Source organism: Pricia mediterranea (genome assembly GCF_032248455.1).
Taxonomy (GTDB): domain Bacteria; phylum Bacteroidota; class Bacteroidia; order Flavobacteriales; family Flavobacteriaceae; genus Pricia; species Pricia mediterranea.
In genome coordinates this window covers 3,221,091-3,233,955 of sequence record NZ_JAVTTP010000001.1, presented here as the reverse complement: position 1 = coordinate 3,233,955, position 12,865 = coordinate 3,221,091, and the positions used below count along the sequence as shown (strand labels likewise).

Sequence of the window (12,865 nt, the reverse complement as noted above, 5' to 3'; positions counted from 1 at the left end):
ACTTCACTCTCGATGCAGAACTTGTTTAGCTTTTTATTATTTTTATCAAACAAAACTGAACATGGCACATAAAAAGCGGCACTTGCCCTCAAAAATCTGTGCTACCTGTGGCCGGCCCTTCACCTGGCGCAAAAAATGGCAAAAAGATTGGGGTCAGGTCAAATATTGTAGTGAGCGGTGCCGGCGAAATAAACCTTAGGGCAAAGCCGTCGAGGGCCTAGTTTCCGAATCCCTCTTTTTAAAACAAATGATGTCACCAAAGTATCGCCAATACCGGCAATCAACCCCTTACTTGCTTAAATTTAACCTTTATATGAAAAATTGTATCTGGTTTCGGAACGATCTCAGAATAGCCGATAACGCGTCGCTCATAAAAGCCTGTCAGGGCGAATCGGTAATCGCGGTATATTTTTTTGACCCACGTCACTATGCCATGGGGGACTTCGGATTCAAAAAGACCGAAAAATACCGTGGCCGCTTTTTGATAGAAACAATGACCGAGCTGAAAGACAATCTGGAAAATTTAAATATTCCCCTGTATGTTTTTATGGATACTCCAGAAAATGTATTTCCTGATTTGGTCCAGAAATACGATATCAAGACCATTTATTTGCAGAAAGAATGGACCCGGGAGGAAACCCATATATTGGATGCGCTCGTCGCTAATCTTCCTGCCGCAACCAAATTCGTGGAAACCTACGACCAGTTCTTGTTTCATCCCGAGGATATCCCCTTTGAGCAGTTTAGCGATATCCCCAAGGTATATACCCACTTTCGAAAGATATGTGAAAAAAATGCGGAAGTCAGGGCGGTAATCGATTCGCCCAAACCGATGCCGACGCAAAATCTTAAAGACAATACGACCGAAATTCCGAATCTGAACGCACTGGGACTCGACAATTTTGAAACGGACTCACGAACAGCCTTTCCGTTCAAAGGAGGAGAACAACAAGCATTGCAACGGGTTCAGGGTTACTTTTGGAATACCGAAAAACTCGCTTCCTACAAAAAAACAAGAAACGGGTTGATCGGAACCGATTACAGCTCAAAGCTTTCCGCATGGTTGGCAAATGGCAGCATCTCCCCACGAACCGTTTATCGAGAAGTCAAGGATTTCGAAAAGCAAGTGAACAAGAACGATAGCACCTATTGGCTGATCTTCGAATTGATTTGGCGTGATTATTTTAAGTACGTGTCCCTCAAACATGGAAGCAAAATATTTCAGATCGGGGGAATTTTGGAAAAGGAATATTCTTGGGACAATTCCGACAAGGCCAAAGACAATTAGACGACCGGAAACACTAAAGAGCCTTTTGTCAACGCGAATATGAGAGAAATCGCGGAAACGGGTTGGATGAGCAACCGTGGCCGACAAAATGTCGCGAGCTTTTGGGCCAAGGAACGGAAACAGGACTGGCGCATCGGCGCCGCCTATTTTGAAAGCTTGCTGATCGATTACGACGTACACAGCAACTGGGGCAACTGGATGTACAACAGCGGGGTCGGTAACGATCCAAGAGACAGAAAATTCAACATTACAAGTCAGGCCCAGCGGTACGATAGGCAAGGTAAGTTTCAACAGCTTTGGCTGCAGGAGCGGCTGTTTTAGAATAATACCCACAAACTTTTTTATATGAAATGAGCATGAACAAAATTTTTAAAATTTTTTCGCCAAAGGCGATGTTTAATATTTTTCATGCGAGAGCGCAGCGTTATCCCGATAGCTATCGTGATTCTCAATTTTTTAATTAGCTTATTTCTAAATAATTAAAAACATTTTAACGCATGAAAAAATTAAGGCTGGTCTTAGGAGACCAATTGAATCAAAAGCACTCTTGGTTCGACGCTACCGACGACAAAGTTACCTATCTCATGGCCGAGATGCGACAGGAAACCGACTATGTCATGCACCATATCCAAAAAGTGGTCGGCTTCTTTACGGCCATGCGCAATTTTAAGGAAGAACTGTCGGAGAAAGGTCATCTTTTCGTCTATCTCAAAATTGACGATGAGCAAAATCCACAAGACCTAGAGCAAATCATCGAGAAGTATGTGCAGGAAACAGCAGCAGAAAAATTCGAATACCAGTGGCCGGACGAGTACCGACTTGACGATCAGCTGAAGTCCATTTGCAAAGCACTTTCAATCGAAACGGAGGCCGTCGATTCCGAACACTTTTACACGGAACGCTACGAGCTGAAAAACTTCTTTTCGAACAAGAAACAGTATCTCATGGAGAGCTTTTACCGGATGATGCGTAAAAAGCACGATGTAATGATGATCAACGGCCAACCCGAAGGCGGAAAATGGAATTTTGACCACAGCAACCGGAAAAAATGGACGGGCAAACACGATATACCCCACGAGCGCGGCTTTCGCAAAGATGTTTCGGAGGTATTGAAGGCCCTCGAAAATGCCGGAATCGCAACCTTTGGAAGCATCGATGCCGAGAATTTTAGCTGGCCCACCTCTCGGGCGGACTCCCTTTCGGTGCTGAACTATTTCTGTAAAAATCTACTAATTCACTTCGGGGACTATCAAGACGCCCTGCATACCGATCAAAAATTCCTGTTCCACTCCCGCTTGTCGTTTGCGATGAACAGCAAAATGATTTCCCCCAAAGAGGTCGTCGATAAGGTACTTGATTACTTTTACGACCATACGGAAAACATTCACATATCACAGGTCGAAGGCTTTGTACGCCAAATTTTAGGATGGCGTGAATACATGCGCGGAATGTATTGGGCCCTAATGCCCGATTATCGCGAATACAATGAACTGGAAAACCACAACAAGCTGCCCGATTTTTATTGGACCGGAGACACCAAGATGAACTGTTTGCGCCATGCCATAACCCAAAGTCTCGACGAAGCCTATGCCCACCATATTCAACCCTTGATGATCACCGGCAATTACGCTTTGCTGACCCTGGTTCACCCCGATGAAGTCGATGCGTGGTATCTCGGCATCTATATCGACGCCATCGAATGGGTCGAGATTACGAACACCCGCGGCATGAGCCAGTTTGCCGACGGCGGGCTTATCGCCACCAAGCCCTACGTCAGCAGCGCGAACTACATCAATAAAATGAGCAACTATTGCAGCGATTGCCGATACAGCCACACTAAAAAACTAGGAGAAAATGCCTGTCCCTTCAATGCGCTATATTGGAATTTTCTGGATGAGAAAAGAGAACATTTTGCAAAAAACCATCGGATGAACATGATGATGAGCCTCTTGGAAAAAAAGGATAAAAATGAGCTAAAGCATCTAAAGGAAAGAGCCAAAGAAGTAATAGAGCATCCAGAACGGTTTTGAGAACCGGTATCCGGGCAACATTTAAGATATCAATCCAAACGACGGAGATTTTTTAAGATTTACTTAACCCGATCTCCAAATCCAAATTGCTAAGTTTTCCCGTATATATTGTACTATCCGCTTCGGCGTCTATATATATCCAAAAAGTCCTTCGCAATCGAAATTGCGAAGGACTTTTTCAATTTTAGGTTATTTCTTAATAGCTGCCCCGGGCAACAAAGGGGATTGTTATTCCAAAATCCCATCGACAATACCGTATTCCACCGATTCTTCGGCCCCCATCCAATAGTCACGATCAAAATCCTTCATTACCTTATCAAAGGACTGACCGCAGTTTTCAGCTAGTATTTTGGCGCCTAATTCTTTGGTCTTGATAATTTCCTTGGCTTGTATTTCGATATTAGAGGCTTGTCCGCGTGCACCGCCACTAGGTTGATGAATCATTACCCGGGCGTGCGGCTGTATAAAACGGCGTCCCTTCTCGCCAACGGACAAAAGAATAGAGCCCATTGAGGCTGCGAGACCTGAGCAAATTGTAGAAACTGGACTCTTGATCTGTTTGATCGTATCATAAATGGCGAAGCCGGAGGTAACATATCCGCCGGGGCTGTTGATAATCAATTGTATCTCCTTATCATTTTGAAAATCCAGGTACATCAGGCGATCGATGACGTGCTTGGCCGAATCGTCGTCAACCATGCCCCATAGAAATATCTTTCTTTCATCGAGCAATTTTTCCTGTACGGCTTCGTAAACTTTTCCTTTTTTTGAACTCATTCCTTCTATTTTATAAAGGGCAAAAATACTCAATTTATCCGAAAATTCAGTTCCCTTAAAGTCATCCATCCGGAAACTTCTGCTCCGGGACATCCAAAAACGCTTATCTTTGAAAAAAACCACAAAAATGAAATATCTCGCTACCATAGGCCTTTCGGCCCTAGTACTTCTCGCAAGCTGCAAATCCGAGCCGAAAAACCAAGCAAACGATGCCGGACCAAGCAGTACCGCCGAAACGGTGGAGAGCGAAAATCAGAAGAAAGAGCAAAGCATCCTCGAAAAGATCGCTAGTGCCAATGGCATTGAAAACTGGCCAAGGGTCGAAGAACTCAAGTTCACCTTCAATGTCGATCGGGAAGGAAATCCACATTTCGAACGCTCTTGGATATGGAAACCCAAAACCAACGAGATAAGCGCGATGACGGCCGAAGACACCTTGATCTATAATCGCAATGAGATGGACAGTACCGTTCAAAAAACCAATGCCAATTTTATCAACGATAAATTCTGGCTGCTGGCCCCCATAAATTTTAAATGGGATGAACAAAGCATCGTTACCGAGCATACCATGGAAACGGAAGCGCCGATCAGCAGCGAAACCATGCAAAAATTGACAGTAACCTATGACGATCAAGGGGGATACACTCCCGGTGATGCGTATGACGTTTACTTCGGGGATGATTACATTGTTCGGGAATGGGTGTACCGAAAGGGAAATCAGGCGGAACCCTCACTAATTACTACTTGGGAGGATTACACCGAAAAAGGCGGACTCAAAATTGCCGAAATGCACCAGAACGAAGAGGGTGATTTTAAATTGTATTTTACAGACGTCGAAGTCACTACGGAATAAACCATCTCGATAGATGTCAACTTCCAAAAAACAAATTCCAAATTCCAAATTCCAAAGAAGGAAAAATAGAGGCAAGATATGGGCGTTCAACCCCAAGGGAATGAACTGCCTTGGATAGAGCCTAGGGGATATCGGATACAAATGCCAAGAAGCTCGCCCGATTACGATCAGGTGGCTAAGATATCACGGACCAACGGCCCGTGTAAGTTACGTGGCTTTTGGCTCTTGGCGCTGTTTTTTTAAGCTAAAAAGAAGCTGATCAGATAAAGCGTGTTAGCATCGCGAACGTCATATTAAGGTAAAACTTTTATTCTTCGCTTGCCTTATGACCTTCTGCGCTGTAAGACCACGGTCGATCCCAAGATCAAAAAGGAGCATCCGAAGAGGACAATAAAACAGGCAACCAAGGAAAAACGATCAGCGATCAGGCCTAAGATGGGAGGGGCCAGCAGAAATCCCGTATATCCCGTGCCCGCTATAAACGAGACCCCTTGTGAAGAGTCAATTCCCTTGACATTGCCCCCGATCCGGAAGATTTCGGGTACCATCACCGAAAATCCGAGTCCGCTTAACCCAAATCCTAAAATTGCCAGATACGTCTGTGTTGAGAGTACGAGACCGTACCCGATCATCACCAATAGCACGCCAAATCCCACCATTTTTATCGAACCGATCCTAGAACTGATACCATCCCCAAAAAAGCGACCGAGGGTCATCGTGACCTGAAAGCCCAAAAACCCTGCGCCCCATAGGGTTTCCGGTGCCAAACTGATCTCTTTGAGATAGAGTCCGCTCCAATCGACGATAGCCCCCTCGCTTCCCATAGCGACAAAAGAAATCAGTCCCAACAACAACAGCGGCCTAAACAGCCCCAGGCTAAACGATTCCTTTTCGACCCGGGCCGCCACTATGGCGACATACCTTCGGTGATATATCAAATTAACGATAAATACAAGGGCCACGGCTATCCCCATATGCAAGACGGGATTGTCTAAAGGGCCGATCAAAAAACTGCCGAGACCAGCCAAGACCCCACCAAGGCTGAAAAATCCATGTGATGCGGACATAAATTTCCTATCGTCTTCCTTTTCCAGTTCCGTGACCAGGGTATTCATCGAAATATCGGTAAAACCATTCGCCGCCCCGAACAGGAATAGGGCCGCCATAAGCATAGAGTAGCTTGGGGCCAAGATCGGCAAAAGGGCAGTAATACAGCTTAAGACCACCCCGTACCATGTCGATCTCCCTACCCCCAGCCTATTGATGATCTTCGCGGCTATGGGAAAAACAACGAACACCCCCAATGACAGGAAAAAAAGGGCGATGCCCAGTTGCGATTTATCAATTTGCAGATTCTCCTTCACCGTGGGAATGTAGATTGCCCAGGTACCAAAAAGGATATTAATGCTCGCAAAGACCCATGCGGGACCGAAATAACGGGCATTGGTGAGAATCAGGCGAAGGGATTTCATGGAGTTCGAAATTTATTCGGAGGCACTTGGTAAAGCAGTTGCAAGTATAACTTAAAAATTGAACATAAATCGGTTCCTCGCCTATCGTATTACACGGACGCTATCCCTGAGACAGCATTAAGGGAAATTTTACCGAACGAACTACGTGGGGGGGGTCCGGACAGGGCCTCGGGAAATACTATTGGTCAAAAGGGTTAACCCAGGCTGTCAAAGCCTGGAAACTCCTTGTTTTAACAGTTGTCCGAAGCGATACATATCTTCAAAAGAGCAGTAAAAAGGAGCCGGGGCAAGTCGGATGACGTTGGGTTCCCGCCAATCGGTGACCACGCCATTTTCCATCAGGAAGTCGAACAGCGATCTGCCCTGCCCGTGAAGAAAAACGGAAAGCTGGCAACCTCTGGCCTCCGGGGTAATGATTTCAAAAGAACCCTTGGTTTCCCTATCCATTTCACGAAGGATAAACTCCAGATACGCTACAATCTTTTTACGTTTTTTGATAAGGGGTGCCATTCCCGTTTCCTCGAACATATCAAGGGATGCCAAATAGGGGGCTAGCGATAGTATCGGGGGATTGCTCAACTGCCAGGCATCGGCGTTCGGCATGGGCTCAAACTCCGGTTTCATCAAAAACCGATTTTCCTTTTTTGTGCCCCACCAACCTTCGAACCGGGGGATATCCGTTTTGGCATGGTATTTCTCGTTGATAAACACCCCCGAAGCGTTACCTGGACCACTGTTCATATATTTATAGCTGCACCAGGCGGCAAAATCGACGTTCCAATCATGCAACTGCACTTCCACGTTGCCCGCGGCATGGGCCAGGTCCCACCCTACCCGGGCGCCGACCGCGGTACCGGCCGCAGTAATCGTCTCCATATCGAATACCTGTCCGTTGTAGTAATTCACCCCCCCGATCAAGACGAGGGCCAATTCGTCTCCGACCTCCTTTATTTTGGCGATTACGTCTTCAGTGCGCCAAAAGTGCTCCCCCTCCCGTTTTTTGACCTCAACAATGGCGGACTCCGGCGCACGGCCATGAAAACGCACTTGGCTCTGTAACATATACTGGTCGGAGGGAAAGGCTTTTTCCTCACAAAGAATTTTAAAACGCTTTGCCGTAGGCCGATAGAAGCTGACCATCAATAAATGTAGGTTTACCGTTAAGGTGTTCATCACGGAAACCTCGTTAGGTTTCGCCCCAACGACCTTGGCCAGAGGGGCGGCCAGGAGCTCGTGGTAATCCCACCAGGACCTATCCGCATGAAAATGCCCCTCAACGCCCAATTCAGACCAATCGGACAGTATCTCATCAATATATTTTTGAGTCCGCTTAGGTTGCAGCCCTAGGGAATTGCCCGTAAAATAAATAACAGGCTCCCCATTTACTTTGGGAAAGTGGAATTCCCCACGATACTTTCGAAGCGGGTCATGGGCATCCATTTTTTTGGCAAAGGCCAGGGTGTTCTCAAACATCATAACGGTGTTTTTGTCAAAAATACGATTTCGCTATCTAAGTTTGCACCTGTCAGGTCGCGCGATGTTCACTATTTTTGCCCGAAAACAAGCGCGATTATTTTACCGCTCCGGCAAGTCGATATCCCTTTAAAAACAGGTCCATGCATTTTTTATCTACAGAAATCGAAAACTATATCACATCCCATTCCCAAGATGAGCCTGAACTGCTGCAGGAACTGACCCGGGAAACGCACCTGAAAGTCGTAAGGCCCAGAATGCTGACCGGCCATTTTCAGGGGCGGGTGCTAAGCATGCTCTCGAAAATCATCCATCCGAAAAACATCTTGGAAATAGGTACCTATACGGGTTACTCGGCACTCTGTCTGGCAGAAGGACTCCAGAAAGAGGGACAGCTGCATACTATAGATCTCAACGAAGAACTTCACGAAATGCAACGTAACTATTTTGACAAAAGTGGCTACGGAGAACAGATCGTACAGCACACAGGCGATGCCAAATCCATTATCCCCACCTTAAATGTAGTTTTCGACCTCGTCTTTATCGACGCGGAGAAAAAGGAATATCCGGACTATTTTAAACTCATCCTGGAAAAGACAAAGTCGGGAAGCATCGTTTTGTCGGACAATGTACTTTGGTCGGGAAAAGTGGTCGAACCCGTAGATAGTAAGGATAAAGCTACCCAGACGCTGCTTACTTACAACGAAATGCTAAAGAACGACCCTCGGGTAGAAACTGTGTTATTGCCGATCAGGGATGGCCTAAGCCTAACCAGGGTGCTATAAGCCGTACGTAAAGCATGTAAAAGAACATGGCGGAAAGAACGCCCACGCCAGAACCTACGATAATGTCCAGGGGAAAATGGACGCCAACAAAAATTCTACTGGCCACGAACAGCAAAGGCCAAAGAAAAAACAGCCAGCTCCATTTGAAACGGTGCCGTAAAAACAGCACCACCGCCGTTGTTATCGAAAAGGAACTGGAAGAATGCCCCGAAAAGAAACTGTAGCTCGTAGGGGTCTTCAAGATGCGGATCAGGGTGTTGATTTCTTCTGTATTGTTAGGACGAAGCCTTGCAACAGCATGCTTGGTCAGGTCGGTAATGGTATCGACAAACCACAACATCGCCAATATGGTAAGAATGACGAAGATAGCGTCCCGCTTGGGATATTTCCAGACAATAAGGATAAAAAACAATAGGAAGAGGGGTGTCCAAGTCTTAAAATCGGTAACGGTGATCCAAAACTGGTCGTACTGTTCAATACCGAGATTGTTCAGATAAACGAAGGTATCCCGATCCCACTCCAAAATCCGTTCGAGCAAAGCCTACTTTCTTTTGATGGTTCCGGTAACGTCGTTCACGTTTTTTCTGACCTCGTCGACTTCCTTTTTAATATCGGTGCCGATGCCCTCGGTAACGTTCTTTTTCACATCATCGATATCCCTTTTTATATCATTGACAAAACTGGTATCGACCCCCTGCTTATCGGCACTTTTTTGGATTTCTTGCTTGATATCCTCCGTAGCATCCTTAAGCTGTCGCATACCTTTGCCCAAACCTTTGGCAATGTCGGGAATCTTATCGGCACCAAAAACCATGACCACGATAAACATGATAAAGAATATCTCGGCCCCGCTGATAAAAAGAAAATACATTGCGAACATGCTACAAATATAATGAAGTTTAAGAATGCTTACGAAAAAATATAGCCGAAGGTTTTTACATTCCGAACGGGAGGAACCGAAAAGACACCCTCTAAGAGGGAGAAGTGCCCTTTGGGATGAACGGTTCGGGCCGAAATCTTGACTTGCATAGTTTTAAAACATCTAGCCCCCCAATTCGCGCGGTAAATAGGCAGGTCACAGCCCTACACCTAAGCAAAGTCCCCCCTATTGCCCTTTTATACTCTCTTCCTTCATTCTGTCGAAATCGGATTTTTGCGCATTTTTCGGCCAGGTATTATTGGTGGTGTCGATATCGGCAGTTTCGGCCTTGGGATCAACCTCCACCCCTGTGAGTTCTTTTTCCGAGGCGACCACCGTGCTGACCTCATTATCGTTCTTCCGCCAAATTTCTGCCGGATAGGTCATATTCTCGGTCGTTCCGTCGGCATAGGTGTATTCGACGATTAAGGGCATGGGCAGCCCCCCAGGTTTATCGTAGGTGATCTGATAGAAATACTTCGGATTTCTTACCTTGGCGCGTTCCTCTATCGTCATATTGTCCATCATAAATTCTTTGAGGGACTGCGAACTTTCGGCGGGTGCTTTCCGCTCCAGTTCGGCGTGGGACCGCTGCCCGTCTTCCACGGCCAAATAGACCATGGCCGGCATATCGGCCTCCGAGATGTTCCGGGCCGCCATATACTCTTGCATCCGTTTATCGGGCACGTCGGACACATAGAATTTATCTACTCTCTTTACCCCGATATCCACATAATCGGTGGTATAGAACCAGCCTCTCCAGTACCAATCGAGGTCAAAGGCGGAGGCGTCTTCCATAGTACGGAAAAAGTCTTCAGGGGTGGGATGCTTGAATTTCCAGCGGTGGGAATAGATCTTGAAGGCATAGTCGAAAAGTTCCCGGCCCATCACGGTTTCCCTGAGAATGTTGAGGGCCGTGGCTGGCTTTCCATAGGCATTGGGGCCCAACTGGTGCACATTTTCGGGATTGGACATGATTGGTGATAGGGTGAGCTGGTCACCCGCCATATAGGGTACGATTTTCGAAGGGTCGCCCCTACGCGAGGGGTATTTGTCCTTCGGGGCGATAGCCTCGGGATATTTCTCCCCGAACTCCTGCTCCGCCATATATTGTAGAAAGGTATTGAGCCCCTCGTCCATCCACCCCCACTGGCGCTCATCGGAGTTGACGATCATAGGGAAGAAATTGTGTCCGATTTCATGGATGATTACGCTTATCATCCCGAATTTTACCCGGTCGGAATACGAACCGTCCTCGGCAGGCCGGCCGTAGTTCCAGCAGATCATAGGGTACTCCATGCCTTGGTTCTTGGCGTGTACCGAAATGGCCTTATGGTATGGGTATTCAAAAGTATGGTCCGAATACGAATTTAAGGTATGCGCGACGGTTTTGGTCGAATACTCTTCCCAGAGCGGATTCCCCTCTTTTGGATAGAGTGACACCGCCATCACATCGCAGTCGCCCATTTTCACGGCCTGCATGTCCCATATCCATTTTCGGGACGTGGCAAAAGCGTAATCCCTCACATTTTCTGCCCTGAATTGCCATGTTTTTTTCTTGTTCGAGAAGCTTTTTTCGGCCTTTTCTGCTTCCTCGGGGGTGACGATAAGCACCGGGCTGTCGTAAGAAGTCTTGGCTTCTTCGTAGCGAGTCATCATTTCTTTTGAGAAAACCTCCTCCCTATTTTGAAGCTTTCCGGTGGCGTCGAGCACATGATCGGCCGGCACGGTGATATTTACCTCGTAATTCCCAAAGGGCAGCGCAAACTCTCCACTTCCCCAAAACTGGTGGTTCTGCCAGCCCTCTACGTCGTTGTACACCGCCATTCTGGGAAAGAACTGGGCGATTACATAGGCCCGGTTTCCGTCTTCCGGAAAGTACTCGTAACCCGAACGCGCCCTGTCTACAGTATGATCCGGAACGTTAAAATCCCATTTGATCGAGAAAGAAACCTGTTCCCCACTCCCCAAAATTTCAGGAAGGTCGATACGCATCATGGTCATATTGATGGTGTAGGGCAACGGCTTGCCGTTCGCATCTTTCACGTAATCGATATTGAAACCGCCATCAAAGGGCGCTTTTAGGTATTTGTTCGCAAACTCGTTGGGCGTCTCGGCCAGAGCTATCTCCTTTCCGTCGCGCAAGGGAGATTTCGAGGTCTTCGCACGCACGTTTTGGTCTAGCTGTACCCATAGGTATTCCAGGGCGTCGGGAGAGTTATTGGTATACGTGATGGTTTCCTCGCCGTAGATCTTGGCGTTCTTATCGTCCAGTTCAATATCCATCTGATAGTCCGCCTGCTGCTGGTAGTAATCGGGACCTGGCGCGCCCGAGGCCGATCGATACGTGTTCGGGGTGGCGAACTCCTCATACAGCTGTTTGAATTTGCTCTGATTGTAATGGCCGCCCTCAGAGTTTTGTCGTTCTTGTGCGGCAACTAGGCTCGCGGACAAAAACAGAAGCGTAACCAATCCTTTTCCAAGTATATTCATATTTATCATGGGGTTTGATGTAAGTCTATGGGATCTACCACGCTAAGGCTTAAAAACTGACTTCAGCTGTTCTTTTCGCAGAAATAATTGCAGCGCCCATCACCGAAATGTAAAGTTTTCTCAGGAGCTATAACTGCCATGCTACAAGTTTAACATTCCTTTGGCATCGGATTTCAGAAGGACAAAACTTTTGCTTTTGCCGTCGATTTTAAAATGTACGATATTCTTTTGGTCATCGAACAGGTCGGTCAGTATTTCGTTTGTTATTTGGATGGATGTAGTGCGGGCCAAATCGACGTCCGGCACCTCAATGTAGCAAATCATCATATCGGCATCGTATTTTTTTCCGATAAAGGTATAGGATGCATTCTTCCCATTGATTTCGACCGTGAATTTAGCCCTGACATACTTTTCTATGAAGGCATCCGCTTGCTTTGATTCATTTTTCGTGGCTAATTTTGCCGCAAAATCATACCTTGTCCGCAATACATTATCAAAATCATCGATAAAGACCCGGGTCGTAATCCGAAGTGCGTTATCATCTTCGGAATATCCCACATTGGTGACGCTCACATAGAATTTATGGGCGGTCGCAAAGGCCAACAACGGGAGGATAAAGACTACTAAAGATTTTTTCAGGATGTTCATACCCTTGATTTCAACGGCGCTATCCACAAAAATAAAAATTTTAGAGGTAGTATGCCGACGCTATCCGTCCCTAATCAATCTTTACTTACAAAGATGGGCGACTGCCCTTCATGGATCGATAATTCAA

12 protein-coding genes and 1 pseudogene are annotated in these 12,865 nt (G+C 46.6%); 6 read left to right on the top strand and 7 right to left on the bottom strand.

The genetic code is table 11. The annotated features are described in order from the left end of the window. Nucleotides 1–61: 61 nt before the first annotated feature. The 4 genes and pseudogenes from RQM65_RS13245 (at nucleotide 62) to RQM65_RS13230 (ending at nucleotide 3,318) form a co-directional block, all read left to right on the top strand. Nucleotides 62–199 (top strand): DUF2256 domain-containing protein, encoded by a 138-nt coding sequence (locus tag RQM65_RS13245; protein ID WP_314015697.1) that lies wholly within the window; start codon nucleotides 62–64, stop codon nucleotides 197–199. A gap of 114 nt (nucleotides 200–313) precedes the next feature. Then, the gene (locus RQM65_RS13240; RefSeq protein WP_314015695.1) at nucleotides 314–1,288 is read left to right on the top strand and encodes a deoxyribodipyrimidine photo-lyase; all 975 of its coding nucleotides are present in this window, start codon (nucleotides 314–316) and stop codon (nucleotides 1,286–1,288) included. Nucleotides 1,289–1,303: 15 nt separating this feature from the next. After that, a pseudogene (locus tag RQM65_RS13235) lies at nucleotides 1,304–1,609 on the top strand (FAD-binding domain-containing protein); the annotation flags it as partial. Between the two features lie 176 nt (nucleotides 1,610–1,785). After that, the gene (locus tag RQM65_RS13230; RefSeq protein WP_314015693.1) at nucleotides 1,786–3,318 is read left to right on the top strand and encodes a cryptochrome/photolyase family protein; all 1,533 of its coding nucleotides are present in this window, start codon (nucleotides 1,786–1,788) and stop codon (nucleotides 3,316–3,318) included. 228 nt (nucleotides 3,319–3,546) lie between these two features. Here RQM65_RS13230 and RQM65_RS13225 read toward each other — a convergent pair whose 3' ends face one another. Beyond that, on the bottom strand, nucleotides 3,547–4,095 hold the full coding sequence (locus tag RQM65_RS13225) for a ClpP family protease (RefSeq protein WP_314015691.1): 549 nt from the start codon (nucleotides 4,093–4,095) through the stop codon (nucleotides 3,547–3,549). 109 nt (nucleotides 4,096–4,204) lie between these two features. Between RQM65_RS13225 and RQM65_RS13220 the strand changes: the two genes are divergently transcribed. After that, complete coding sequence (locus tag RQM65_RS13220) at nucleotides 4,205–4,948, top strand: hypothetical protein (protein ID WP_314015689.1); 744 nt, start codon at nucleotides 4,205–4,207, stop codon at nucleotides 4,946–4,948. A 323-nt stretch (nucleotides 4,949–5,271) separates the two neighbouring features. Here the strand turns inward: RQM65_RS13220 and RQM65_RS13215 are convergent, their stop codons facing one another. Then, complete coding sequence (locus tag RQM65_RS13215; protein WP_314015688.1) at nucleotides 5,272–6,420, bottom strand: MFS transporter; 1,149 nt, start codon at nucleotides 6,418–6,420, stop codon at nucleotides 5,272–5,274. Between the two features lie 207 nt (nucleotides 6,421–6,627). After that, nucleotides 6,628–7,896 (bottom strand): kynureninase, encoded by a 1,269-nt coding sequence (gene kynU / locus RQM65_RS13210; RefSeq protein ID WP_314015687.1) that lies wholly within the window; start codon nucleotides 7,894–7,896, stop codon nucleotides 6,628–6,630. Between the two features lie 140 nt (nucleotides 7,897–8,036). Between kynU and RQM65_RS13205 the strand changes: the two genes are divergently transcribed. Further along, the gene (locus tag RQM65_RS13205) at nucleotides 8,037–8,678 is read left to right on the top strand and encodes an O-methyltransferase (protein WP_314015686.1); all 642 of its coding nucleotides are present in this window, start codon (nucleotides 8,037–8,039) and stop codon (nucleotides 8,676–8,678) included. Here the strand turns inward: RQM65_RS13205 and RQM65_RS13200 are convergent. From RQM65_RS13200 to RQM65_RS13185, 4 genes are all read right to left on the bottom strand, one after another. After that, nucleotides 8,644–9,216 carry a phosphatase PAP2 family protein gene (locus RQM65_RS13200; protein ID WP_314015684.1) on the bottom strand — a complete coding sequence of 191 codons (573 nt, stop codon included), beginning with the start codon at nucleotides 9,214–9,216 and terminating at the stop codon, nucleotides 8,644–8,646. The two genes, RQM65_RS13205 and RQM65_RS13200, sit on opposite strands and share 35 nt — an antisense overlap. A gap of 3 nt (nucleotides 9,217–9,219) precedes the next feature. Then, nucleotides 9,220–9,558, bottom strand: a complete 339-nt coding sequence (locus RQM65_RS13195; protein WP_314015683.1) for a Sec-independent protein translocase subunit TatA/TatB — start codon at nucleotides 9,556–9,558, stop codon at nucleotides 9,220–9,222. 225 nt (nucleotides 9,559–9,783) lie between these two features. Next, complete coding sequence (locus RQM65_RS13190; RefSeq protein WP_314015681.1) at nucleotides 9,784–12,090, bottom strand: M1 family metallopeptidase; 2,307 nt, start codon at nucleotides 12,088–12,090, stop codon at nucleotides 9,784–9,786. A gap of 141 nt (nucleotides 12,091–12,231) precedes the next feature. Next, the gene (locus tag RQM65_RS13185; RefSeq protein WP_314015679.1) at nucleotides 12,232–12,765 is read right to left on the bottom strand and encodes a DUF6702 family protein; all 534 of its coding nucleotides are present in this window, start codon (nucleotides 12,763–12,765) and stop codon (nucleotides 12,232–12,234) included. Nucleotides 12,766–12,865: the final 100 nt, after the last annotated feature.

Coding starts and splice junctions, on each gene's coding strand:
- RQM65_RS13245 (WP_314015697.1), top strand. CDS start 62: ATGGCACATAAAAAGCGGCACTTGCCCTCAAAAATCTGTGCTACCTGT.
- RQM65_RS13240 (WP_314015695.1), top strand. CDS start 314: ATGAAAAATTGTATCTGGTTTCGGAACGATCTCAGAATAGCCGATAAC.
- RQM65_RS13230 (WP_314015693.1), top strand. CDS start 1,786: ATGAAAAAATTAAGGCTGGTCTTAGGAGACCAATTGAATCAAAAGCAC.
- RQM65_RS13225 (WP_314015691.1), bottom strand. CDS start 4,095: ATGAGTTCAAAAAAAGGAAAAGTTTACGAAGCCGTACAGGAAAAATTG.
- RQM65_RS13215 (WP_314015688.1), bottom strand. CDS start 6,420: ATGAAATCCCTTCGCCTGATTCTCACCAATGCCCGTTATTTCGGTCCC.
- kynU (WP_314015687.1), bottom strand. CDS start 7,896: ATGATGTTTGAGAACACCCTGGCCTTTGCCAAAAAAATGGATGCCCAT.
- RQM65_RS13205 (WP_314015686.1), top strand. CDS start 8,037: ATGCATTTTTTATCTACAGAAATCGAAAACTATATCACATCCCATTCC.
- RQM65_RS13195 (WP_314015683.1), bottom strand. CDS start 9,558: ATGTTCGCAATGTATTTTCTTTTTATCAGCGGGGCCGAGATATTCTTT.
- RQM65_RS13190 (WP_314015681.1), bottom strand. CDS start 12,090: ATGAATATACTTGGAAAAGGATTGGTTACGCTTCTGTTTTTGTCCGCG.